This window comes from Niallia sp. FSL W8-1348, assembly GCF_038006745.1.
GTDB classification, from domain to species: Bacteria; Bacillota; Bacilli; order Bacillales; family Cytobacillaceae; genus Niallia; species Niallia alba.
Genome location: NZ_JBBOVV010000001.1, coordinates 976,413 through 1,001,341, shown reverse-complemented (window position 1 = coordinate 1,001,341; position 24,929 = coordinate 976,413). Strand labels below are relative to the sequence as shown.

General features: G+C 35.5%; 19 protein-coding genes and 1 pseudogene. 19 read left to right on the top strand and 1 reads right to left on the bottom strand.

Annotation, left to right across the window (positions count from 1 at the left end; genetic code table 11):
• Positions 1-52: 52 nt before the first annotated feature.
• The 14 genes and pseudogenes from NST60_RS04720 to clpB form a co-directional block, all read left to right on the top strand.
• Positions 53-286, top strand: a pseudogene (locus tag NST60_RS04720) (FadR/GntR family transcriptional regulator); the annotation flags it as partial.
• A gap of 395 nt (positions 287-681) precedes the next feature.
• Entirely contained in the window at positions 682-1,041 is a 360-nt protein-coding gene (locus NST60_RS04715; protein WP_341098261.1) for a FadR/GntR family transcriptional regulator, read from the top strand.
• A 347-nt stretch (positions 1,042-1,388) separates the two neighbouring features.
• A complete protein-coding gene (locus NST60_RS04710) occupies positions 1,389-2,108 on the top strand; it encodes a (Fe-S)-binding protein (protein WP_016204618.1) in 720 nt (239 codons plus the stop codon).
• Between the two features lie 17 nt (positions 2,109-2,125).
• On the top strand, positions 2,126-3,556 hold the full coding sequence (locus NST60_RS04705; protein ID WP_169188114.1) for a LutB/LldF family L-lactate oxidation iron-sulfur protein: 1,431 nt from the start codon (positions 2,126-2,128) through the stop codon (positions 3,554-3,556).
• On the top strand, positions 3,553-4,269 hold the full coding sequence (locus tag NST60_RS04700) for a LutC/YkgG family protein (protein WP_169188115.1): 717 nt from the start codon (positions 3,553-3,555) through the stop codon (positions 4,267-4,269). The genes NST60_RS04705 and NST60_RS04700 overlap by 4 nt, the downstream gene beginning before the upstream one ends.
• A gap of 650 nt (positions 4,270-4,919) precedes the next feature.
• A complete protein-coding gene (gene argC, locus NST60_RS04695) occupies positions 4,920-5,954 on the top strand; it encodes an N-acetyl-gamma-glutamyl-phosphate reductase (RefSeq protein WP_169188116.1) in 1,035 nt (344 codons plus the stop codon).
• A gap of 12 nt (positions 5,955-5,966) precedes the next feature.
• On the top strand, positions 5,967-7,211 hold the full coding sequence (gene argJ, locus NST60_RS04690; RefSeq protein WP_224427411.1) for a bifunctional ornithine acetyltransferase/N-acetylglutamate synthase: 1,245 nt from the start codon (positions 5,967-5,969) through the stop codon (positions 7,209-7,211).
• 11 nt (positions 7,212-7,222) lie between these two features.
• Positions 7,223-7,996: an acetylglutamate kinase gene (gene argB / locus NST60_RS04685; RefSeq protein WP_254414790.1), complete on the top strand. Its 774-nt coding sequence runs from the start codon at positions 7,223-7,225 to the stop codon at positions 7,994-7,996.
• Positions 7,993-9,150 (top strand): acetylornithine transaminase, encoded by a 1,158-nt coding sequence (locus tag NST60_RS04680; RefSeq protein ID WP_016204625.1) that lies wholly within the window; start codon positions 7,993-7,995, stop codon positions 9,148-9,150. Before argB ends, NST60_RS04680 begins: the two co-directional genes overlap by 4 nt.
• Positions 9,151-9,229: 79 nt before the next feature.
• Positions 9,230-10,312, top strand: a complete 1,083-nt coding sequence (locus NST60_RS04675; RefSeq protein WP_169188118.1) for a carbamoyl phosphate synthase small subunit — start codon at positions 9,230-9,232, stop codon at positions 10,310-10,312.
• Positions 10,305-13,427, top strand: a complete 3,123-nt coding sequence (locus NST60_RS04670; protein WP_169188119.1) for a carbamoyl phosphate synthase large subunit — start codon at positions 10,305-10,307, stop codon at positions 13,425-13,427. The genes NST60_RS04675 and NST60_RS04670 overlap by 8 nt, the downstream gene beginning before the upstream one ends.
• The gene (gene argF, locus NST60_RS04665) at positions 13,424-14,371 is read left to right on the top strand and encodes an ornithine carbamoyltransferase (RefSeq protein WP_016204628.1); all 948 of its coding nucleotides are present in this window, start codon (positions 13,424-13,426) and stop codon (positions 14,369-14,371) included. The genes NST60_RS04670 and argF overlap by 4 nt, the downstream gene beginning before the upstream one ends.
• A 552-nt stretch (positions 14,372-14,923) precedes the next feature.
• Complete coding sequence (locus NST60_RS04660) at positions 14,924-15,103, top strand: YjzC family protein (protein WP_016204629.1); 180 nt, start codon at positions 14,924-14,926, stop codon at positions 15,101-15,103.
• A 687-nt stretch (positions 15,104-15,790) separates the two neighbouring features.
• On the top strand, positions 15,791-18,385 hold the full coding sequence (gene clpB / locus NST60_RS04655) for an ATP-dependent chaperone ClpB (protein ID WP_169188120.1): 2,595 nt from the start codon (positions 15,791-15,793) through the stop codon (positions 18,383-18,385).
• A gap of 174 nt (positions 18,386-18,559) precedes the next feature.
• Here the strand turns inward: clpB and NST60_RS04650 are convergent, their stop codons facing one another.
• On the bottom strand, positions 18,560-18,751 hold the full coding sequence (locus NST60_RS04650) for a YjzD family protein (RefSeq protein ID WP_040344147.1): 192 nt from the start codon (positions 18,749-18,751) through the stop codon (positions 18,560-18,562).
• Between the two features lie 287 nt (positions 18,752-19,038).
• Between NST60_RS04650 and NST60_RS04645 the strand changes: the two genes are divergently transcribed.
• The 5 genes from NST60_RS04645 to NST60_RS04625 all read left to right on the top strand — a co-directional run bounded on the left by NST60_RS04645 (position 19,039) and on the right by NST60_RS04625 (position 24,924).
• Positions 19,039-19,776: a hydrolase gene (locus tag NST60_RS04645; protein WP_341098260.1), complete on the top strand. Its 738-nt coding sequence runs from the start codon at positions 19,039-19,041 to the stop codon at positions 19,774-19,776.
• A gap of 236 nt (positions 19,777-20,012) precedes the next feature.
• Positions 20,013-20,801, top strand: a complete 789-nt coding sequence (locus NST60_RS04640) for a UDP-glucose 4-epimerase (RefSeq protein ID WP_016204633.1) — start codon at positions 20,013-20,015, stop codon at positions 20,799-20,801.
• Between the two features lie 22 nt (positions 20,802-20,823).
• Positions 20,824-21,834, top strand: a complete 1,011-nt coding sequence (locus tag NST60_RS04635; protein WP_341098259.1) for a BMP family ABC transporter substrate-binding protein — start codon at positions 20,824-20,826, stop codon at positions 21,832-21,834.
• Positions 21,835-22,071: 237 nt separating this feature from the next.
• A complete protein-coding gene (locus NST60_RS04630; protein WP_169188122.1) occupies positions 22,072-22,872 on the top strand; it encodes an SDR family oxidoreductase in 801 nt (266 codons plus the stop codon).
• Positions 22,873-22,989: 117 nt separating this feature from the next.
• Positions 22,990-24,924 carry a BglG family transcription antiterminator gene (locus tag NST60_RS04625; RefSeq protein ID WP_169188123.1) on the top strand — a complete coding sequence of 645 codons (1,935 nt, stop codon included), beginning with the start codon at positions 22,990-22,992 and terminating at the stop codon, positions 24,922-24,924.
• Positions 24,925-24,929 lie beyond the last annotated feature (5 nt).

Sequence of the window (24,929 nt, the reverse complement as noted above, 5' to 3'; positions counted from 1 at the left end):
CTTTTAGCAGTATAATAACAATAAAAGGGATGGACGCTTTGGAGGTAGAATAATGGAATTTAAGCAGATTCGACCCAAAAAAATTTATGAAGAAATAGCAGAAGCCTTGCATGAAGGAATTCGCTCAGGAGGTTTAAGACCTGGTGAAAAATTGGCATCTGTACAGCAGCTTGCAGAAAATTTCCACGTAAGTCGTTCTGCTGTAAGGGAAGCGCTTTCTGCTTTGAAAGCAAAAGGTTTGATTGAAATGAGGCAAGGAGAAGGGACCTATGTAAGAGGATGGGACATAACTAAATAGATACTCTGTAAAGACGAACAATTTCTAATATAGCTAGTAAATAGCGGCTGCTTTCGCATACTTTTTACAAGAGGAAATATAATTAGTTGGAAAAACAGAGCAGCCGGAATACACGAAGACTCCTATGGGATTAGCGAGACAGTCTGAGACCCTGCAGGCCACAGGCCGAAGCGGCTCAGCGCGAGCCCCATGGAAAGCGAAGTGTATTCCGGCTGCGGGGAATCGCACCAAACTTCATGGAAACATCCTTTGAAAAACAAATAAAAGCCCGAACAATTATACGGAACATTCATTAGCATCTTCGTATAATTGTTCGGAATTATCCTTGGCTGGAATACTTATGTCCCAGCCCCTATGTAAAAGAGTTTGAAGCTGATCAAATTATGTTTTCTTTTCCTTCTGCGATTTTGATGGAGAAAGAAGACCTTAATCATCTCCTTGAAGTAAGAAGAATTATGGAGGTAGGCGCAGCTGCTGCTGCAGCAAAAAACCGCACAACCGAAGATTTAGAAAAAATGAAACAAGCGTTAGAAGAAATGAAACAGGCAAATGGAATAGAAGAATTAGGAGAAAAATCGGATTTGAACTTTCATTTAGCAGTTGCAGCAGCTTCACAAAATCCTTTGCTTGTAAACTTATTACTTAACGTTTCTGATATCATGCAAGAAGCAATGAAAGAAACGAGGCGGTTATGGTTATTTTCTAAAAAACAACGACAGAACGCCTGTATGAGGAGCATCTAACCATTTATGAGGCTATTGTGGAGAATAATGAGGCTGAAGCAAGCGAGGCAATGCTTTATCATCTACAAAAGGTTGAAGCGGTGCTTAAAGAATATTTTGCTGAGAAAGAGCATAAAGCTTAACATTCAGTTTTAAATGTAAATGTTTTAAAATTTTTTCTTCTTGCAAATTGAAAAATTAACTCTATATTAATGAAAACGCTTTAATTATTATTTTTCCAATAATAGTAAAAAACACTCTATAAATGTATGTAGGGTGCTTTTAATAATAAGGTCATCAGATGACCTGTTCATATCATCTGATGATTATTAGGATGTACAGTTTAATCTTAGAGGGGGATTTTCAGAATGAAAGTGACATTATTTGCTACCTGTCTTGTTGATATGTTTCAAAGTGATGTGGGAAGAGCAACGGTAGAATTATTAGAAAGATTAGGATGCGAAATCGATTTTCCAACGACACAAATCTGCTGCGGACAGCCATCCTATAATAGTGGCTATGTAACGGAAACGAAGGAAGTAATGAAAACAATGATGAAATCCTTTAAAGATGCTGAATATATTGTTTGTCCTTCTGGTTCCTGTGCCTATATGTTTCATGAATACCAGCATATTTTTAAAGGGGATCCGGTATGGGAGCCAATTGCAAAAGAACTTGCCTCTAAAACATTCGAGTTAACACAGTTTATTGTAGATGTCTTAAAAGTTGAAGATGTAGGAGCAACGTTCCATGGGAAAGTTACCTACCATACATCTTGTCATATGACGAGATTACTAGGAGTGAAAGACGCTCCTATTAAGCTATTAAAAAACGTGAAAGGGGTAGAATATACCGAATTACCATTAAAGGAGAATTGTTGCGGCTTTGGGGGGACTTTTTCTGTGAAAATGGGGCAAATTTCCGAGCAGATGGTAGATGAAAAAGTTGCATGTGTAGAATCCACAAATGCTGAATATGTAGTTAGTGCAGACGCAGGCTGCTTAATGAATATCGGGGGAAGAATGGGTCGAAAGGGCAAATCAATTAAGGCTTTACATATAGCAGAAGTATTAAATAGTCGAGCATAACAGGGGGATGAAAAGCTATGTCGATGAAAACAAGTTCTCAAAAATTTAAGGATAGAGTGTCAACAGAACTAGAAAACGTATTTATGCGTGGTGCTGTATCAAAAGCGCAGCAAACAATTCAAGCAAGAAAAAATAATGTGACCGAGGCGATGGGAAATTGGGAGGAATGGCGGTCCCATGGAGAAGAAATCCGCCAGCATGTTTTAGAAAATCTTGATTACTATTTATTCGAACTGAGTGAACAAGTGGCAAAGCGTGGTGGGAATGTTTTTTTCGCCAAAACAGCAGAAGAGGCAAGTCATTATATTGAGCAAGTAGCGTTAGAAAAAAAAGTGAAAAAAGTGGTAAAAGCAAAGTCGATGGTAACAGAAGAAATTTCCTTAAACAAAAAGTTAGAGGAAGCTGGGTGTGAGGTAATTGAAACGGATTTAGGAGAATATATTTTGCAGGTAGATGATCATGATCCTCCATCCCATATAGTTGTTCCAGCTTTGCATAAAAATAAAGAACAAATCCGTGATGTTTTTTCAAAAAAATTAAACTATACCAATACAGAAAAGCCAGAAGAATTAGCATGGCATGCAAGACAAGTACTTCGAAATGAATATCTAACTGCGGATATGGGCATTACAGGATGCAATTTCGCTGTTGCAGAAACAGGATCGATTACACTTGTAACAAATGAAGGAAATGCTGATTTAGTTGCAGCACTTCCCAAAACACAAATAGTTGTGATGGGGATGGAACGCATTGTCCCTACTTTTTCCGAAATGGAAGTATTGGTTGGCATGTTAACAAGAAGTGCCGTAGGCCAAAAATTAACTAGTTATGTGACAACGTTAACTGGTCCTAAAGAGGCTGAGGATGTAGATGGACCAGAAGATTTTCATTTAGTTATTGTGGATAACGGTCGTTCAGATATTCTAGGTGGAGAATTTCAATCCGTACTACAATGTATCCGCTGCGCAGCTTGTGTAAATGTTTGTCCTGTATATAGACATGTTGGAGGACATTCATACGGTTCTATTTACTCAGGACCAATTGGAGCTGTTCTCTCACCATTGTTAGGTGGGTATGAAGAATATAAAGAGCTCCCATATGCGTCCACTCTTTGTGCGGCTTGCACAGATGCGTGTCCGGTAAAAATTCCGCTTCATGAACTGCTGCATAAGCATAGACAAGTAATTGTGGAAAAGGAAGGAAAAGCGCCAATTTCTGAAAAGATGATATTTAAAGCTTTTGGTATCGGTGCTTCTTCACCCAAGCTATACAATATTGGTTCTAAAATCGCCCCAGCCGTGACGAAACCATTAGTAAAAGGAGATAAAATTACGAAGGGTGTCGGAATGTTAAAAGAATGGACAGATATCCGTGATCTTCCAGCACCAAATAAAGAGAGATTTCGCGATTGGTTCAAGAATCGAGACAAGGAGGAGGGGAAAGAATGACAGGGACTATCCAGAACAGAGACGCTTTTCTCGAAACAATTGCATCGAGATTAGGTAGACAAAGGAAAACCAAGCTAGAACAGCCGCAATGGAATTATCATCCACAAGAAGAAGTGCTGAAGGAGGCAACAAAGGATGAGTTAGTTGAGGTCTTAAAATCGCAATGTACGCTTATTCATACAGACTTAGTTATTACTTCCCAAAAGGAACTAACACACACACTGTATAATTTAATAAAAGAATATGGTGGAGGAAAGATTGTTACTTGGAAGGATGCGCGGTATGAGCAGTATGGACTCCACGCTTTATTTAAAGAGAAACTGCTTGAAGAAAATATCGATGTTTTTGAATGGGACGCTTCTTTAGGAAAAGAAAATATTGTAAAAGCAGAACAAGCAAATATAGGCATTACCATAAGCGAAATTACGTTAGCGGAATCAGGCACTGTTGTTTTTTATAGTGGAAAGGATCGAGGGAGAACAGTCAGTTTTTTACCTATTCATAGTATCGTAATTGTCCCAAAAAGTACGATTGTGCCAAGAATGACTCAAGCAGCAAAAATCTTACGAGAAAAAGTTCAAAAGGGAGAAGTACTCCCGTCATGCATTAACTATATTACAGGACCAAGCAACTCTGCGGATATTGAAATGGATCTAGTCGTCGGTGTCCATGGTCCAGTGAAAGCTGCCTATCTAGTAGTGGAAGATTTATAGATAAGCTTTATGTGGAAATTTCTGACACCACTAGATAAATGCCTCATATGATGATGTTGTTAAATGAAATTCTTTTTCTTTATGGCTGTTTTCGTAAAGTATGTTGCGATTACCCGCAGCCGGAATACACTTGGCTTTCCGTGGGGCTAAGCTTAAGCCTCCTCTCTCAAGCTTAGGAGAATACGAGGAATCTAGGTGGGAGATTAACTGTCCGTAAAGGTCCGATTGGTTCAACTAACCATCAGTGGGGAGGAAGGAACCCCCACTGATGGAAGTTTCATTTTATGGAGATAGTGCTAGATTAATTTTAATTGGTTTGTTTTCCTCAAGTTTGTTGTTTAGTTTTTTCAATAGAATTTTTTTATTAAAACAAACAATCTTTCAAACTTGGATTAGTTATGCTATTTTCGATTATAATCTTTGCTCTAATTTGTATCGGCTTTGAACGTTATACCTTAATTTTTAACTCAACTAGGATTTTTTTTAACATCACTATATCTAATTAATTATCTGAATAATAAGAAAACTACTACTTTTATGAAAAAGTGTTGATTTTATATCCAGTAGTTTTTATAATAAGAGAATCTTAGATTAATAAATATAAATAAAAATGATTAAATATACATTAATTTTATCGAAAGGAGGAAGTTATGAAGGCAGCTATTATTGGTACAACTGGCTATGGAGGAGTGGAATTAATTAGAATTTTGCATAGTCATCCATTGTTTACAATCAAGTCTGTACATACAACAAGAGAAGAAGTCCCAGTATGGAATGAATATCCGCACCTGATTAATATTATAGAAAATAAACTTGAACAAATAAATCCAGAAAAAATAGCAAAGGAATGCGATATTGTCTTTTTTGCTACTCCAACAGGTGTTTCCGGAAAGTTGGTGCAAGAATTCATAGATAAAGAGATACAACTGGTCGATTTATCTGGGGATTTGCGCTTAAGGAATACAGAAGATTATCAAAAATGGTATAAAAAAGAACCTGTATCGGCTGAGGTTGTTAAGAGCTTTGCCTATGGGCTTTCCGAATGGAATAAGGAAAACATAGCTTCTAGCAAGAAAATTTCAAACCCAGGGTGTTACCCCACTGCAACGCTCTTAGGATTAGCACCAGTAGTGAAAGAAAATCTGATTATACCAAATAGTATTATTATTGATGCTAAATCTGGCATTTCTGGAGCGGGAAGGAGTCCCTCAAGGGCTAATATGTTCGCTGAGATGAGTGGAAATTTTAAAATTTATAAAGTGAATGAACATCAGCATATTCCAGAAATAGAGCAACAATTAGTTGATTGGAATGCTGAGATGAAGGCTATTACTTTTTCGACTCATCTATTGCCGACAAGCAGAGGGATAATGGCAACTATATACGCTACATTAAATAAAAGTATAACAAGTGAACATATTCATGATTTATATATGGAAATGTATAAGAACAGTCCTTTTGTACGCGTTCGACCACTTCATACCTATCCTTCGATAAAAGAAGTAACTGGCTCTAATTTTTGTGATATCGGAATAAATGTGGATGAACGTACAGGAAGATTAACGATCGTATCTGTTATTGATAATTTAGTGAAAGGGGCTGCGGGTCAGGCCATTCAAAACGCAAATATCATGAACGGCTATGAAGAAACGATGGGATTACAGTTTCTTCCGCTTTACCCTTAAGGAGGAGCCTACGTGCAGGTTATTAACAATATTCATCAGCATTCATCTCATATTGAAGAAATCAAACAAGGAAGTATCGTTACTCCAATTGGCTTTCGAGCTGCAGGAGTACATGCCGGACTTCGATATAACAAGAAAGATATTGGTGCAATTGTGAGTGAAGTTCCCGCAAATTGCGCCGCTGTGTATACGACAAGTCACTTTCAAGCTGCACCGTTAAAAGTAACGCAAGAATCGATAGCAAAGGAAAAACAAATTCAGGCAGTGGTAGTAAACAGTGCCTGTGCAAATGCATGTACAGGAGAACAAGGCTTAAATGATGCATATCAAATGAGAAAGATAATGGCAAACCATCTTCACATAAAGGAAGAATATGTTGCTGTATCTTCAACTGGTGTCATTGGCGAATACCTGCAAATGGATAAAATCGAAAAAGGAATTAACCAATTTATCTTTGATTCTACCCTGGAACATGCTGAAGCATTTCAAGAGGCAATTTTGACTACTGACACAGTTATGAAAAAATGCTGCTATTCCGCTAGTATTGCTGGAGTAACCGTAACGATGGGAGGAACGGCAAAAGGTTCTGGAATGATTCATCCTAATATGGCAACGATGCTTGGATTTATAACGACAGATGTAAATATCTCGTCGGAAATTCTTCAAGACTCTTTAAGTAAAGTTATTCCTACTACCTTTAATCAAATTACAGTAGATGGAGATACTTCTACAAATGATACAGTGTTAGTCATGGCAAATGGAATGGCGAAAAACGAAGCTCTTACAGAAGAGCATCCTGATTATCCGATCTTTTTAGAGTTACTTTCTGCTACTTGTGAGAGTCTTGCCAAGCAAATTGCAAAAGATGGAGAAGGAGCTACAAAGCTAATAGAAGTAAAAGTTTCAGGTAGTAAAGATGATGAGGAAGCACGTGCTATTGCCAAGCAAATTGTTGGTTCCAATTTAGTGAAAACAGCAATTTATGGATCAGATGCAAACTGGGGAAGAATTATTACAGCTATTGGTCAAACAAATACAGCAGTTAACCCTGCTAGTGTTGATATTGCAATTGGAAATATCGTGATGCTTAAGGAAAGTGAACCACAATCCTTTTCAGAACAAGTTGCAATCAATTATTTAAATCAGGATTTTATTCAGATTTTTGTTGATTTGCATAATGGAAAAGGAGAAGGAAAAGCGTGGGGCTGCGATTTATCTTATGACTATGTAAAGATAAACGCAAGCTACAGAACTTGAGGTGATAATGGATGAAAACCATTGTTATAAAATGTGGTGGCAGTGTAATTGATCAGCTTACACCAGAATTTTTTACTAGTTTGAAAATGTTAAAGAATAATGGCTATCAACTTGTTTTCATACATGGAGGTGGTCCTGACATTAATGAAATGCTTGATCATTTTCAAGTGAAAGCGACCTTTCATAATGGACTTCGTAAAACGACGAAAGAGGCGTTGGAAATAGTTGAAATGGTCCTTTCAGGCAAAACCAATCGTAAGCTTGTTCAGTTATTAAGGGAGCATGGCTTAAGCGGGATTGGACTTAATGGGACAGATGATAATTGTATTAGTGCTTCTCTGATTGATGAAGAAAAGCTTGGACTGGTAGGTGCGGTTTCTGAAGTTAATATAAGGTTAATTTCTTCTTTATTAGAGAAGAATTTAATCCCAGTAATAACTCCATTAGGAATTACAGAGGACGGTAGAAAATTAAATATAAATGCAGATTATGTAGCCTCAGCAGTTGCTAAGTATTTACACGCAGAACAATGCCTCTTTGTAACAGATGTAGCAGGGATTTTAATAAATGGCGAGTTTCAATCAGTAATGGAGCAAGAGGAAATTAATCATTTTATCGAAGTCGGGCAGATCAGTGGGGGAATGATCCCAAAGGTTACCTCTGCCATAGCTGCACTAGAAAGTGGACTAAATAGTGTAATGATTGTATCAGGGAAAAAACAGTTTTTTGATGGTCAAGAATTACTTGGAACAAGAATCGTTGTGAAAGAAGGGATTGTAGAATGAGTCATTTATTCCCCACCTATTCAAAATGGGAGCTGGAGCCAGAATCAGCAAAAGGCAGCTACTTATACTGTAAAGATGGTGGTGTGTATTTAGATTTTACTTCAGGAATAGGAGTATGTAATTTAGGTCATTGTCACCCAGAAGTAAAAGAGTCTGTTGAACAACAATTAAATAAATTTTGGCACATTTCGAATCTTTTTCCAATAGATCTGCAAGAAAAGACAGCGGAAATATTGACAAATGCATCTGGATTAGATCTTGTTTTCTTTGCAAATAGTGGTGCTGAGGCAAACGAGGCAGCAATTAAGCTTGCGCGCAAGGCAACAGGAAAAACGAAAATCCTTACATTCCACCAATCCTTTCATGGTAGAACATTTGCGACAATGTCAGCAACAGGTCAGGATAAAATTAAGCAAGGGTACGGTCCGATGCTGGATAAATTTGAGTATGTTCCATTTAATGATTTACAAGCATTAGAACAACAATTAACAGAAGAGGTAGCTGCGGTAATGCTCGAGGTAGTTCAAGGAGAAGGCGGTATATATGTTGCTTCAAAAGAGTTTCTTCAAGGAGTAGAAGTGCTTTGTAAAGAAAAGGGTGCTTTATTGTTAATTGATGAAATTCAAACGGGAATTGGTAGAACAGGAAAAGCATTTGCCTTTCAGCACTTTGGAATTAAACCAGATATTATCAGTGTGGCAAAAGGAATGGCAAACGGAATCCCAACAGGTGCTATCGTTGCAGACGGGAGATTAAAGGAATTTTTTGGTCCCGGCAGTCATGGAACAACATTTGGAGGAAATCCAATAGCCATGGCAGCAGCTACTAAAACAATGGAAATAATCTTTCAACCCACTTTCTTAGAAGAGGTACAAACGAAAAGCGAATGGATTTTTAGTCTTCTAAAGCAAAAACTGTCTGGAAATCAACTAGTAAAGGATATTCGAGGATTAGGACTAATGATCGGAATTGAATTAGATATGCCTGTAGTTTCCATTTTAGAAGAATTGAGAAAAGAAGGATTAATCGTTTTAAATGCTGGAGAAAAGGTTATACGACTATTACCAAGTCTTAATACCCCAAAGGAAGATATAGAAAGAGCAATAGCCATTTTAGAGAAAAATTTAAATATTCATGCAAAATTAACGATCTGATATGTATTTTTTTGCATGTTTGTGTATAATTATAAGAAATAAAGAGTAACTATACATTCATTATAGAGGTGTATTCAATATGGAAGGTTATCTTCACTTAAACAATGGTGTGAAATATAAAGGTGATTTTGTTACAAATGGCGTTGTCAGAGAAATAAAGGGAGAAATCGTATTTTTTACTGGAATGACTGGGTATCAGGAAGTACTAACAGACCCATCTTATAAAGATCAAATTATTGTCTTTACGTACCCGTTAATCGGAAACTATGGCATTAATAAGGAAGATTTTGAGAGTAAAAAGCCTCACGTAGCTGGTGTTATTGTTTATGAAGCGAATAGTGACGCATATCATTATCAAGCTGAATATTCATTACAAGATTATTTGAATAAATGGAATATCCCGATGTTAGGCCATGTAGATACTCGCTCCATTGTAAAAAATATTAGACAATCAGGTTCCATGCCGGCCGTTATAACGGAAGAAAAAGAAATTTCAGTCCATACATTCTCTTTAAAGGAAGATGTCAAAGTAGCGAAAGTTTCAGAAATGAAATTTCAGACGTATGGACAGGGGAAATATCATATAGTCCTTGTTGATTTTGGCAAAAAGGAAAGTATGTTAACAGCATTATTAGAGCGTGATTGTAAAGTAACAGTCGTTCCATATGATACAGAATTTACACGTATTAAATCACTGCAGCCTGATGGCATTCTTTTATCAAATGGGCCTGGGGATCCAAAGGAATTAATAAGCATTCTACCAACGATTAAAGGGTTGATTAAGCATTATCCAACTCTTGGTATTTGTTTAGGACATCAACTTGCTGCATTAGCTCTAGGAGCAGAAACTACGAAACTATCATTCGGACATCGAGGAGCGAATCATCCTGTGATGGATCGCAAAAAAAAGAAGGTGATTATGTCCTCGCAGAATCATAGTTACGTAGTGAAAGAAGAAAGCTTGCTTACTACTGGCTGTGAAGCGAGATTTTATAATCTTCACGATGGTTCGGTTGAGGGACTATCTCACAGCATTTATCCATTACAAACTGTACAGTTCCATCCAGAAGCAAATCCAGGCCCTTCAGAAGGGTGTTATATATTTGATGAATTTATAGAAAATGTTAAAGCAAATAATGGGAGAGTTTTTGCATATGCCTAAAGACACGACGATAAAAACCATACTTGTAATAGGATCTGGACCAATTGTGATTGGTCAGGCAGCAGAATTTGATTATGCTGGCACACAAGCATGCATGGCTTTGAAAGAAGAAGGATATAAAGTCATTCTTGTTAATAATAATCCAGCTACGATTATGACAGATGAAACCTTTGCTGATTCAATCTATTTTGAACCGTTAACAGTAGATGTTCTCGAAATGATTATTCAAAAAGAAAAACCAGATGGAATTCTTGCTACTTTAGGGGGGCAAACGGGATTAAATCTAGCATTTCAATTGAGTGAACAAGGCATTTTAGAAAAGTATCAAGTGAAATTGCTAGGAAGCTCTATTGAATCTATCAAAAAGGGAGAAGATAGAGAAGCATTTAGAGAATTAATGTATCAATTAAATGAACCTGTACCAGAAAGCAAAGTTGTGCATGAAGTCGAAGAAGCTGTAGACTTCGCAAATGAAATTGGTTTTCCTATCATTGTGAGACCTGCATATACCTTAGGCGGAACTGGTGGCGGTATTGCTGGGGACATGGAAGATTTCATTAGTCTTGTATCTGGCGGCTTGAAAGAGAGTGCAATTGGTCAATGCCTAGTGGAAAGAAGTATTGCTGGCTTTAAGGAAGTAGAATATGAGGTAATGCGTGACAGTATGAATACATGTATTACCATTTGCAATATGGAAAACATCGATCCAGTCGGAATTCATACTGGAGACAGCATTGTTATTGCTCCATCGCAAACATTGACAGATGTAGAATATCAGATGCTGCGTTCTGCTTCTATTAAAATCATTTCTGCTTTAGGAATAATTGGCGGATGCAATATCCAATTTGCATTAGATCCGAACAGTAAGAAATATTATTTAATTGAAGTAAATCCACGAGTAAGTAGATCTTCTGCTCTAGCATCAAAGGCAACTGGCTATCCAATTGCGAGAATGGCGGCCAAATTAGCAGTGGGTTATAATCTCAATGAATTGATAAATCCGGTAACTGGAGATACATTTGCAAGCTTTGAACCTGCATTAGATTATGTCGTAGTAAAAATTCCGAAGTGGCCATTTGATAAGTTTCCAGCTGTCTCAAGAAAACTCGGCACGCAAATGAAGGCAACAGGAGAAGTCATGGGGATAGATCGCAATATGGAGCGGGCTTTATTAAAAGCAATTCGTTCTCTTGAGATAAAAGGAAGTGATTTAACACTCCCAGGGTTAAAGGATATGACAGTTGAAGCGTTATATGAAAAAATGCTTGAACAAACGGATGAAAGATTCTTTGTAATATTAGAATTAATTAGAAAAGAAGAGACTGTTGCAAAAATCCATGATTTAACAAAAATTGATTTATTCTTCCTGAATAGTTTTAAAAGACTAATAGGTATGGAAATAGAAATAATCGATTGTTCACTTCAAACAGTGACGAAAGAAAATCTACTGAAATGGAAAGAAAAAGGATTTAGTGATGCCTTCTTAGCTAGTGCCTGGAATAGCTCAGAAAAGGATGTTCGTGAAAAGCGAAAACAATTAGAAGTGCTTCCGATTTACAAAATGGTTGATACTTGTGCAGCCGAATTTGAAGCAAAAACTAATTACTATTATTCCAGTTTCTATGGAGAAAATGAGCAAAATAAAAGCAATAAACGAAAAGTACTTGTTATTGGTAGTGGACCAATTAGAATTGGGCAAGGAATAGAGTTTGATTATTGCTCGGTTCATGGCGTTTTTGCATTAAAAGAAGAAGGAATTGAAACCATCATTATTAATAATAATCCAGAGACTGTTAGTACGGATTTTGCAACAGCAGATCGTTTATATTTTGAACCATTAACAGTAGAAGATATTATGAATGTCATTGAATCGGAAGGTATAGAGGACGTAATTGTCCAATTAGGTGGTCAAACCGCCCTTAACGTCGCAAAAGAGCTAGAAGCCTATGGAGTTCATATTCTTGGAACAAATAGCAAGACGATTGATGTTTTAGAAGATAGAGATTTATTTTATAAGCTATTGGAGGAAGAAGATATTCCTCATATCCAAGGAGATATCGCAGAAAATGAGCAGCAGATCGTTGAATCAGTAAAGAAACTAGGCTATCCGGTTCTAATACGTCCATCCTATGTTATTGGCGGTAAAGGAATGGAACGCATAAACGATGAAGAAGCTTTACAATTCTACTTGCAAACAGATGTACCATATCCAGTGCTCGTCGATCAGTTTATGGAAGCTTCTGAAGCGGAATTGGATTTAGCTGCAGATGGAATGGATATTTGTGTTCCTACTATTATGGAGCATATCGAGAAAACAGGAGTACACTCAGGGGACAGTTTATCTTTATTACCTGCTAAAAACTTATCATTAAATGTAAAAGCAAAGATGATAGAGTACGCTCAAAAAATTGTGCGGCATACAGGCTATAAAGGATTAATGAACATCCAATATATCATAAATAAGGAAGATGTTTATGTACTGGAAGTAAACCCTCGTGCTAGTCGAACTGTACCGATTGTAAGTAAGGTGACTGGGGTATCATTAGTGCAAATTGCGACAAAAATATTGCTTGGGAAATATACGTTCACAGAAGAAGAAAAAGTATTTACTGACGAAATAGCATTCACTTGTATTAAATATCCTGTTTATTCAAATTATGCTTTAAAGGGCTTAGATTCTAAATTGGGGCCAGAAATGCGTTCAACTGGAGAGGGAATTGCGCTGGCAGATACGGTGGAAGAAGCCTTGAAAAAAGTATTTCATCCAACTTTAAAGAAAGTGTCAAAACAGGAGATGAAAATTGTCGTTAAAACGACAGAAGATGTAGTGGATATTTGTAAAAAGGCTGAACTAGTCCATTTATCAGTTGAAATGGCTGATAATAAGACAGTTGAATCGTTATTAGCAGATAAGGGAACGATTGCCTTTTACAATCCAACAAATTTACAAGAAGATAAACAATCTCGTGAATTAGCAACTAGAAATCGAATTATTACTTTTACACAAAAAGAAAGTTTAGAGGCATTTATTTCATCCTTTAAAGGGAAGGAATTAACCGTTCATTCGATTCAGGAATGGCATGAACATATAAGAAAAGGAGTGAGTACTGTATGATGATTGCATCAGACCTAAATTTAAAGGGAAAAGATTTACTAACATTAGCAGATTATTCAAAGGAAACGATTCTTGAATTAATCAATAAGGCAAAAACGATGAAGGAAGCACACTTAAAGGGGGACATCATTACTCCTTTAAAAGGGAAAACATTGGGAATGATTTTTGAGAAATCATCTACGAGAACAAGAGTGTCCTTTGAAGCAGGAATGCTACAGTTGGGTGGTCATGCACTGTATTTAAATAGTCGTGATCTTCAAATTGGCAGAGGGGAGACAATTTCTGATACTGCAAAAGTTCTGTCCCAATATGTAGATGCGATAATGATTCGTACATTTTCTCACAACATTGTGGAAGAATTAGCAGAACATGCAACAATACCGATTATTAACGGCCTAACGGATTTATACCATCCATGTCAAGCATTAGCAGACTTACTTACTTTATTAGAAGTGAAAGGAACTTTACAAGGTCTTAAGCTTGCATATATAGGAGATGGAAATAATGTTGCTCATTCCTTGCTAATAGCATGCTCAAAAGTAGGAATAGATATTTCCATAGCGACACCAAAAAACTACGAAGTGGATGCAAAGGTGGCAGAATTAGCATCTGCTTTTGCTAAAGCAAGTGGAAGTAAGATTATTTTAACAAATAATCCTGTAGAGGCTGTTCAACAGGCAGATGCAATTTATTCAGATGTTTGGACCAGCATGGGTCAGGAAGAAGAAAATGAACAGCGCTTAAAGGATTTTCAAGGCTTTCAAATTAATACAGAATTAGTAAAGCATGCAAAAGCTGATTATATATTTTTACATTGTTTACCAGCACATCGTGAAGAAGAAGTAACAACAGAAATTATCGATGGCGGTCATTCCTATGTCTTCCAGCAGGCAGGCAATAGATTGCATGCACAAAAGGCATTACTGGTTGAGATTTTAAAATGATTAGTAAATAAATCCCTCAGGACTATTAACAATGGAAGTGATTGTTAATAGTACTTTTTTGTTTTGGCTGTTTTCGTAAAGTTTGTTGCGATTACCCGCAGCCAGAATACACTTCGTTGAGCTCCTCAGCTTCGCCTCCGGGGTCTCAGACCGTCTCGCTAATCCAACAGGAGTCTACGTGTATTCCGGCTGCTCCATTTTTCCAACTAATTGTTTTTTCCTATTGAAAAAACAACAATCCTTTAGAAAACAGCCTTTGTTTTTTACAAACCAGCGATTATACAATCCAGATATGTAAAGGGCAGTAAGACCCAACCAACCCAACCCGCGAGGAAGCTAGGTATTTGTAAAGGTTTGATAAGTGCACACCCAATCATGGAAGTATTCTTTATAGCATGCTCTAATAAATAAAAAGTATTTACTTCTACCAGTCATTATTTTCCGTAATGTTCAATCAAAAAAAGGCAATACTAATAAGCAGTTAAGTAAGACGATTTTTGCTTCGTGTTTACTTAGCTTTCGATTTGGTAATGGATAAAGGAGGAGTTTATTTTGGGTCAAAATAGACAGTTTCGTCCAGGGCAAAAGGCACCAAACAATGGTTTATATATAGAAATTGGTGAAACCGGAAGTAACGTAAATAATCCTCAAAAATTAAAAATGAAAGCCGGAGATCGCTTTCCAGAAACGTCCAATCACAATAGATTATGGTCGTATCAAAGAAAACCTTAAGAATGTATTTTTAAGGTTTAAAATGAAGTTTAATTTTCTTGAGTTGTTTCTTGCTGCAAGCATTTTGACTCCTAGAGGAGATAAAGGAAAGTGGGAGATCTAATATAATAGGCTTAGCTAAGAGGCTCCCATTTCTCTCGGGAGATCTTGTTAACACATTGGAAGATCGAGGAAGCAAGGTGTTGAAAAAGGTCCGATAAGTGCAACTAACTATCAGGTTTTAATTAAAATTATTTAAAGATGAGGATGGGACATAACTAAATAGATACTCTGTAAAGACGAACAATTTCTAATATAGCTAGTAAATAGCGGCTGCTTTCGCACACTTTTTACAAGAGGAAATATAATTAGTTGGAAAAACAGAGCAGCCGGAATACACGAAGACTCCTATGGGATTAGCGAGACAGTCTGAGACCCTGCAGGCCACAGGCCGAAGCGGCTCAGCGCGAGCCCCATGGAAAGCGAAGTGTATTCCGGCTGCGGGGAATCGCACCAAACTTCATGGAAACATCCTTTGAAAAACAAATAAAAGCCCGAACAATTATACGGAACATTCATTAGCATCTTCGTATAATTGTTCGGAATTATCCTTGGCTGGAATACTTATGTCCCAGCCTCTTTACATATGGATAAATTATACTATAATAAAAACAAAGGTCAAAAAAGGTCAAAAAGGAGTCTTGTAAAATGAATGTAGAGCAGATGACAGAAAGAGTCCAATTAGCAATAACAGAAGCGCAATCCCTTGCAATAAAAGAAAGTCATCAAGAAATAGATGATATTCATTTGTTTTTGGCTATTCTTCATCAACAGGATAATTTATTGACTACCATTTTAAATAAGCTACAAAAAGATCCAAATAGGGTTATTGATAAATTAACAGAAGAATTGAAGAAAAAGCCACAAGTTTCGTTAAGTGGTGCTCAACAAGGAACAGTATATATAACAGCTGGTTTGCAGCAACTTCTAACGAGAGCAGAAGAAGAGATGGCTGAATGGGAAGATGAATACTTATCCGTAGAGCATCTCATTCTTGCAACATATAAAGTAGCACAGTCTAAGGTAGGAAGTATATTAAAAGAAGATATTCCATTAACAGAAATGAAAAGAGCAGTAAAAGAGATAAGGGGGACACAAAAGGTGACAAGCAAAAATCCCGAAGCGACATATGAAGTACTTAGTAAATATGGTCGAGACTTAGTGGAAGAAGTAAAATTGGGAAAACTGGACCCAGTAATTGGTCGTGATAATGAAATCCGGAATGTAATCCGAATCTTATCAAGAAAGACTAAAAATAATCCAGTATTAATTGGAGAACCTGGAGTAGGTAAAACAGCAATTGTAGAAGGCTTAGCCCAAAGAATCGTTCGAAAAGATGTGCCAGAAGGCTTAAAGGATAAAACTATTTTTTCTTTAGATATGGGTGCATTGGTGGCAGGAGCTAAATTTAGAGGGGAATTTGAAGAACGTTTAAAGGCGGTTTTACAAGAAGTTAAAAATAGCAATGGACGCATCATCTTGTTTATTGATGAATTGCATACAATTGTGGGGGCAGGAAAAACAGACGGTGCAATGGATGCAGGAAATATGCTTAAGCCCATGCTAGCAAGAGGAGAGCTCCATTGTATTGGTGCTACAACATTAGATGAGCATCGCCAGTATATTGAAAAGGATCCAGCACTTGAGCGTCGTTTTCAGCAGGTGCTTGTTTCGGAGCCGACTGTAGAAGATACGATAGCAATCTTAAGAGGGTTAAAAGAAAGATTTGAAATTCATCATGGCGTGAATATTCAAGATCGTTCGATTATTGCAGCAGCAACTTTATCGGATCGGTATATAACAGAACGCTTTTTGCCAGATAAAGCGATTGATTTAATAGATGAGGCTTGTGCGATGATTCGTACAGAGATAGACTCCATGCCTATTGAAATTGATGAACTTACCAGAAAAATTATGCAGCTAGAAATTGAAGAGGCTGCCTTACATGGGGAAGAAGATTTACAAAGTAAAGAGAGACTAGCTGTTATTGCAAAGGAACTAGCTAATTTAAGAGAACGTTCTAATGCCTTAAAAGCAAAATGGCAACAGGAAAAGGATGCTTTGCAATCCATACATGAGAAAAAAGAACAACTCGAACGGAAAAAGAGAGAGCTAGAGGATGCAGAAAATAATTATGATTTGAATAAAGCAGCCGAGTTAAGACATGGAAGTATCCCAAAATTAGAAAAAGAAATTAAAGAAATGGAAGAAAAGGCAAAGCAAGAACAGGAGAATCGTCTCCTTCGTGAAGAAGTGACAGAAGAGGAAATTGCCAATATTGTTGCTAGATGGACAGGAATTCCTGTATCCAAATTAGTAGAAAAAGAACGAGAAAAACTATTACGACTAGAATCGATTCTTCAAGAAAGAGTTGTTGGCCAATCAGAGGCTGTCCAGTTAGTTAGTGATGCTGTGCTAAGAGCAAGAGCGGGAATAAAAGATCCGAATAGACCAATTGGCTCCTTTTTATTTCTAGGCCCTACTGGTGTTGGAAAAACAGAACTTGCAAAAACATTAGCAGCAACGCTTTTTGATAGTGAAGAGCAAATGATCCGTATCGATATGTCTGAGTATATGGAAAAGCATGCTGTGTCTCGTTTAATCGGCGCTCCTCCAGGATATATAGGATATGAAGAAGGAGGACAATTGACAGAGGCAATCAGAAGAAAACCATATTCTGTTGTCCTATTAGATGAAGTGGAGAAAGCTCATCCGGAAGTATTCAATATTTTACTTCAAGTTCTTGATGATGGCAGAATTACAGATTCAAGAGGTCGAACTGTTGATTTTAAAAATACAGTTATAATCATGACGTCTAATATTGGTTCCCATTTATTATTAGAAACGGGAGAGGCAGAGGAAATACCAGAAGAAATAAGAGAGGGAGTCATGAATCAATTAAATGGTCATTTTAGACCAGAATTTTTAAATAGAATCGATGAAGTGATCTTATTTAAACCTTTATCTTTAGAAAATATTAAAGATATTGTTTCAAAGCTTGTTGTTCAATTACAAGCGCGGCTTACTGATCAGCATATCACCATAGAAATGACAGAAAAAGCGAAAGAATTTGTTGCAAGAAATGGCTTTGATCCAAAATTTGGCGCAAGACCACTTAGAAGGTTTTTACAGAAAACAATAGAAACACTGCTAGCAAAAGAGATAATTGCTGGTAAAATAAAAGAAATTGATCATGTTCAAATTGATGAAGAAAATGCACATATTATTTTAAGACATATGTAGTAACTTAACCTTAATAAGGACCTGAATACAGTTAGACAATATAGTATTCAGGTTTTTTTATTTAAGATCATCACTTACAAGAAAAAAGGTGATTAAGTAATATATACAAAATAGAGGAATTCTTCCACTATTTTTGCATATTATTTAATCACCATTTACTACAATATTCATGTTTTAGTGAGAACCTTCTTCATGAGTAGGTTCATCTGGAATAATTGCTGATAAAATGAAAACTAATACTGAAAAGACAGCTGTTAGGATTAGCCCCATTGAAAAACTAAAAGGAACCCCATTCATTGAACCAACAACATAAACTAACATTTGAGCAAGTAAAAATGTCCAAAAAATTGTCATTATGTAACGCAACCGAATTCACCTCTTTATAGCTTGCTTATCATAATCATCTTACCACATTGTAGATAAATAATAAATGTGATTAATGTAGCTTTCTTAATTTCTTCACTTTTTATGTATTAATAGTATGCACGCATAGGCTATTCAGTCATTCTTCTGGTGAAAAAAATTGATTCGATTTTTTCAGCATTTAGTCATGTAACTCCGCATTTCTTCTTTAAATATAGGCAAACTCCCTTACGTTTTAATAAAAGAGACATACATTATTAAAAGGAAAATGCTAAAAAGGAGTTTTTAAGATGGAGAACCGGAACTTCCAGCTAGATACCGAATGGAACATGATACATTATCCTCATCGACCTAATGGTTTCGGTATCTTAATAATTGGAGACGAAAGAAATTTTGTAACAGACACAAATAGTTTTTGGAATCAAAATGAAGGAAAACGTAACTTAATTGAATCGTTACGGGATAATGGATATACGATTTTTTATTCCAATCTTTATGGAAAGAACTGGGGAAGTGAAAAAGCCTTACAATTGGCTAGAAGATTATATGAACATATTATTCGAACAGAAATATTGAACCAAAGAATTCATATTATTGCTGAAGGCATGGGAGCACTGACAGCGATTCGATTGATGATGGAGATGAAAGATAATATACGCTCTGTTGTTTTGTTAAACCCGATTTTATCTTTGAAAGAACATTTAGAAAGAGAGAAAGAGCATAAGTTTTTTATAAAAAAATTAACCAATGAAATAAGTATTGCTTTTAATACAAATAAGCATGAATTATTCGAGCTAGTAAAGGAGAAAAAGGAGTATCAATTAGAGGAGACTGACATACCAACAAAAATTATTCAAATTTTGCATAATGGTAGATCCTATTATCAATCACATGGTTTAAAAAAAGCTTCTGTTATTTGGGAAGAAAAAAATCTGCCTATTTTCGTTTCCTATGTTTTACCAGAAAAACGGAGTACCATTCCGAAACAAATTGCCTCGTTTTTTAAGAAGTATGAAAAAACATTATGAAAAAAATGATGTTGTTCTAATAGCATTTGCTAAAAGAACAGCATCATTTTTTTCCGTTCTTAATGGTCAGTAAGGCCAAACCGTAAACTGCTGATAATCTAGGAAGTTAGGTGTTGAAACTCATCCGCAAAGGTTCGGTAAGTAAAATTTGTAGGAAACGCTTTTGTTAAGCTGCGAAATATTTGTCTTTTCCGATGCATATGATACAGTAAGTATTTTGTATGGGAGGCTTTTTAATGAAGAAAGCTGTAATATTCGGTGCATACCATTTTCTTGGGTTTCATATATGCTCAGCGTTACTTGAAGAAGGAGAAGAAATAATTGGGATAACTTATCCTGACCTAGTAGTAGAAGACCTAGATGAGAAAAGAATGGAGATAGGTCGAAATGCAAATTTTAGTGAAAAAAGCTTGGCTGAATTTACGTCTATTCTCCAAGATACAAACATAGAAGTTTTATATTTTGATTTCTATACGCTAAAACAATTATCGAAATATGATAAGGTGAAAAATCTGTTTTCAGAGTACAGTGATAAAAAGGAATCACAAAATAAAAGGTTCGTTTTTCTAGTAAATGTTATATCCATAGAAACGGAATTAGATTTTATTACATCCATAAAAGATATTCTAAATGGTTATGCGATGCAAGTAGTATATTTACCAACACTATATGGACCCTGGCAGCCTAGTGATTTTCTATTTCAACAGGTCATTGAAGGAAAAGAGCAGAAAAATATTCAGTTAAATATCCGAGAATATACAAATGATGCAATATTTATCGAAGATGCTGTAAAGGAAGTAGTAAAACAGACAAAGAAAGGACAAAATAATGATATTCTATTAAAGAGTACGGAAATAAACCATTGGCAAAGATGCTTAGAACAATTAAAATGGGATATGCCAAAAGGATTAACGAAAGATATAAGTTTCTCCAGTTATTTACAAGAAGTGATGGTTGAAAATAAAGAAACGATAAAAGATAATTTAGAACAGCAAAAAAAGCATCATTTATTATATAGAATTTAGTAGTATTATAGGAGTAATTACCATGAAAAGTATATTAACGAACATCCGTAAATCGATTTTTAGGAGAAAGATTATTTTAATCATTCCTATAATTGCGTGTGTTCTTTTTCTTTTCCTATTCTTTTATGATTCGTCTGAGAAAAAAGGAAAGATAGACAAAGTAGGTCTCTTTGTGGCTGGAACTGTGAGTGATCAAGCATGGGGAACGCAAGGGTATAAAGGTTTATTAAATATACATACAAAGCTTGGCCTAGACGTGTTTTATAAAGAGTCAATCGACTCTTATACAGTTGCAGAAAGAGCAGTGAAGGAGTTTCAAGGGAAAGGTGTTAATTTAATTTTTGGTCATGGGGGAGACTTTGTGCAGTACTTTAATATCCTTGCAAATAAATATCCCTCCATTCACTTTGTCAGTTTAAACGGAAGAGAACTAGCAACACAAAAGAATACAAGTAATATTAGAATGGAAAATTATCCGATGGGCTTTTTTGGCGGAATGGTTGCCGGTTATATGACTAGAACAAATACGGTTGGGGTCATCGGTGCTTACGAATGGCAAGAGGAAGCCAGTGGATTTAAAGCAGGGGTTCACTATATCAATAAGGATGTAAGAGTTCTTGAAGAATTTGTCAATGATTGGGATGATCGAGAAAAAGCGATGGGTCTGTTAGATAATGAAATCAGTCAAAATGTAGACATTGTTTATCCAATTGGTGATGGCTTTCATGTAGATATCATTGAAAGAATGAAAGAAAATGGATTATATGCGATTGGATATATTTCGGATCAGTCTACAATAGGAAAATATACAGTATTAACAAGCACAATTCAAGACATACCTAAGCTGTATGGCCAGGTAGCTCAGGCGTTTGATGAGGGAAAACTGAAGTCTGGGAATCAATTATGTGGGATTAGAGATAATACCATTTTTCTAGGGGAATTTAGTCCCAATGTAGATAAAGAATTTGTAGAAATATTGCAGAAGGAGCTAAATCGGTATAAGAAAACAGGAAAGTTGCCAAATGAGAATTAAAAGAGAAGACAATAAAAAATCATTTTTTCTAAAAAAAGGCTCAGACGCTCTTTTAGAAAAAATGATTTTTATTATGCAATAAATCAAGTTTAAATTAATGACTATAAATATAAAGCGACTAATTAATACCACACTCTGCACTATTATGTGCAAATAAAGGTATTAATGTAATAAAGAATGAGTCTTATACTTAAACCATAGAAATGAAAACGCTTAATGATGAGGAGGAAAAGTTGGATGGATAATTCTTGGTTAAACCTTGAAGGAAAAGTGGCAATTGTAACAGGAGGATCTTCTGGGATTGGTTATTCCATTGCTAAAGAGTTAATTAATAATGGTGCAAAAGTAATTATCTCCGATTTAGTAGGAGAAGAGGGACCACAAGCGGACAGAGCATATCTTATTAAATGTGATGTAACTAATAAAGAAAGCGTTGAACAAATGGTTAGTAAAACAGTTGCAGAGTTTGGAAAGATTGATATTTTAGTAAATAATGCTGGGGTTAATTTACCGAGATTATTAGTAGATGTAAAGGGTGAAAAACCACAATATGAATTAAATGAAAAAGATTTTGATTTTATGGTTGCTGTTAATCAAAAAGGTCCGTACTTTTGTGCCCAAGCAGCAGCAAAGGAAATGCTGAAACATGGAAAAGGTGTAATTATCAATGTTGCTTCAGAAGCAGGACAAGAGGGATCAGCAGGTCAGAGTTGCTATTCGGCAACAAAAGGGGCATTAATTTCGTTTTCTCGAGCATGGGCTAAAGAGTTAAGTCCTTATAATATTCGCGTAGTAGCGATCGCTCCAGGAATATTAGAAAAAACAGGATTGCGAACAGATGCTTATAATGAGGCTTTAGCTTATACTCGCGGAGTGACGGTAGATGGATTATCAACTGATTATAGTAAATCAATTCCAATTGGCAGGGAAGGTAAATTACAAGAAGTTGGAGATTTAGTATCGTATCTTGCTTCGGATAAAGCTAGCTATATTACAGGAACAACCTTTAATATATCAGGCGGGAAGTCCCGTGGTTAACAAACTAATGATTCATGCATAAATCAGTTAATTCACCAGCGCTTTATGATATATTTAGTAAATTGAATATAAGCATTGTGCATATATGAGCAATACGATATAAGGGTGTGTAATGGAATGACTGATTTAAATACAAGTAATCGGATAAGGCAAATATTCGAATTAACAACTAAGAAAATGTACTGTCCTTTGGATTATCTTGCCCAGCAAATGGGGGTAAGTACAAGAACAGTTCGACTGGTAATTAATCAATTTAATAAAGAATTACAAGGAATAGCAGAATTGATTAATGAAAGAGGGAAAGGGTTTTGTTTAAAAATCAATGATCAGCAAAAACTTAACAAGGTTATAGAAAACCTTAATGTATATTCGCACAAGGTTGATTCACCACAAAAAAGAATTGCCACTGTTATAAATATGTTATTGAATGATGACGGAATAATAACAATGGATGAAATGGCTTTTCAGTTAAACGTCGGAAGAACAACACTAGTGAATGAATTAAAAAAAGCCTCAGTAGCTCTAGAAACGTATAATCTTGCCATTAAAGGAAAACAGAACAAGGGGATGTACTTAAAGGGAAGAGAAATTGATTTGCGATTTTTTATATTGGATAATTTATTTTCCTATCTTTTTACCGAAGATCCGTTGGATGAGGATATTAAAGAGGAAATTATAAACATCGCTAATCATTACGACTTTGAGATAAGTACGAGAGATAGGTTACTTCATTCCATTATCATTATGCTTGATCGTCTTTTAAAAGGATATTCAATAAAAGAGATGGATGATAAATACCATAGGATAGTAAATTCACCTGATTTTCATATAGCCTTAGAAATAGGCAAAGTGCTTGAACAGAAATTATCGATAAACATACCTAGAGATGAGATTGTTTTTATTGCATTGCCAATCGTCGGGAGAAGGACACCAATTAATAGTCATTCCATTGAAGGTATTACAGTGACAAAGGAAATCACGAATTTATTAGATAATAGCATCATTTATTTAGGCTTTAATTTAAATAAGGTAAAAGAAAGTGGAGATTTTTACAAGGATTTACAATATCATCTTACTTTCATGATTAACCGTCTAATGTTTAATATCCAATTAAAAAACCCTTTATTAGATGATATCAAAGAAAAGTATCCTTTGGCATATCAAATGTCAGAAATAGTTGGAGAAAGAATTTTCAAAGAATATGGAATGAAAGTTTCAGAAGAAGAACTAGGATATATCGCACTATATTTTGGTGTTTTCATCGAAAATAATAAGGAAAATCTTAAGAAATTGGAACAGGTAGTTATTGTTTGCGGAACAGGTAGAGGGACAGCAAAAATTGTAGCAATGCAGCTGAAGAAAATACTCGACCCTCATACTAAAATAGATATTTTTTCTGAAAATGAAGTAAGTAAGAATACATTAGATAAGTACGATATTGTCTTTTCGACAGTTAATATACCTTATGCCATTCAAACGCCGTTAGTAATCATTAATGAAATCTTTGATGAGAAAAAGGTTCTCAAACAAATTGAACGTATTAGTTACTTAGATAAATTTAAGATAAATGAAAATAGTAGTACAAGTTTCCAATCTGTTATTAAACTACTACTAAATAAACAGAAATTCTTTATTTTGGATAAGTCGTTAAGTTATTCAGAAAATTTAAATCGAATGGTTGATCAACTCGTTTTAAATGGTTACGTCGATGATGGCTTCAAACAGCGCTTGCAAATAAGAGAAGAAAAAGGTTCGATGATATTTGATAAATATATTGCACTTCCACATACCATCAATTATCAGTCAGACAAAATAGAGCTAGCAATAGGTATTTTTCCAGAAACAGTCTGGCAGGATAATTACGCATTAAAGATAGTATTTTTATTAGCTCTACCTGAGAATACAGAATATGATGCTAGTTTATTAGTGAAAATTTATGATGAAATTATTAATATATCTTCTAATACTAATTTGGTGAATAAGATGGTTTATGTTGAAAACTATGAAGATTTATGTCTTTATCTTGAAGATGGCGTTAAAAAAGATAGTTAGGAAGT

What these genes read in the sequence shown, in the direction of transcription:
- NST60_RS04715 (WP_341098261.1), top strand. Translation starts at nt 682, where the DNA reads ATGTTTTCTTTTCCTTCTGCGATTTTGATGGAGAAAGAAGACCTTAAT.
- NST60_RS04710 (WP_016204618.1), top strand. Translation starts at nt 1,389, where the DNA reads ATGAAAGTGACATTATTTGCTACCTGTCTTGTTGATATGTTTCAAAGT.
- NST60_RS04705 (WP_169188114.1), top strand. Translation starts at nt 2,126, where the DNA reads ATGTCGATGAAAACAAGTTCTCAAAAATTTAAGGATAGAGTGTCAACA.
- NST60_RS04700 (WP_169188115.1), top strand. Translation starts at nt 3,553, where the DNA reads ATGACAGGGACTATCCAGAACAGAGACGCTTTTCTCGAAACAATTGCA.
- argC (WP_169188116.1), top strand. Translation starts at nt 4,920, where the DNA reads ATGAAGGCAGCTATTATTGGTACAACTGGCTATGGAGGAGTGGAATTA.
- argB (WP_254414790.1), top strand. Translation starts at nt 7,223, where the DNA reads ATGAAAACCATTGTTATAAAATGTGGTGGCAGTGTAATTGATCAGCTT.
- NST60_RS04680 (WP_016204625.1), top strand. Translation starts at nt 7,993, where the DNA reads ATGAGTCATTTATTCCCCACCTATTCAAAATGGGAGCTGGAGCCAGAA.
- NST60_RS04675 (WP_169188118.1), top strand. Translation starts at nt 9,230, where the DNA reads ATGGAAGGTTATCTTCACTTAAACAATGGTGTGAAATATAAAGGTGAT.
- NST60_RS04670 (WP_169188119.1), top strand. Translation starts at nt 10,305, where the DNA reads ATGCCTAAAGACACGACGATAAAAACCATACTTGTAATAGGATCTGGA.
- argF (WP_016204628.1), top strand. Translation starts at nt 13,424, where the DNA reads ATGATGATTGCATCAGACCTAAATTTAAAGGGAAAAGATTTACTAACA.
- clpB (WP_169188120.1), top strand. Translation starts at nt 15,791, where the DNA reads ATGAATGTAGAGCAGATGACAGAAAGAGTCCAATTAGCAATAACAGAA.
- NST60_RS04645 (WP_341098260.1), top strand. Translation starts at nt 19,039, where the DNA reads ATGGAGAACCGGAACTTCCAGCTAGATACCGAATGGAACATGATACAT.
- NST60_RS04640 (WP_016204633.1), top strand. Translation starts at nt 20,013, where the DNA reads ATGAAGAAAGCTGTAATATTCGGTGCATACCATTTTCTTGGGTTTCAT.
- NST60_RS04635 (WP_341098259.1), top strand. Translation starts at nt 20,824, where the DNA reads ATGAAAAGTATATTAACGAACATCCGTAAATCGATTTTTAGGAGAAAG.
- NST60_RS04630 (WP_169188122.1), top strand. Translation starts at nt 22,072, where the DNA reads ATGGATAATTCTTGGTTAAACCTTGAAGGAAAAGTGGCAATTGTAACA.
- NST60_RS04625 (WP_169188123.1), top strand. Translation starts at nt 22,990, where the DNA reads ATGACTGATTTAAATACAAGTAATCGGATAAGGCAAATATTCGAATTA.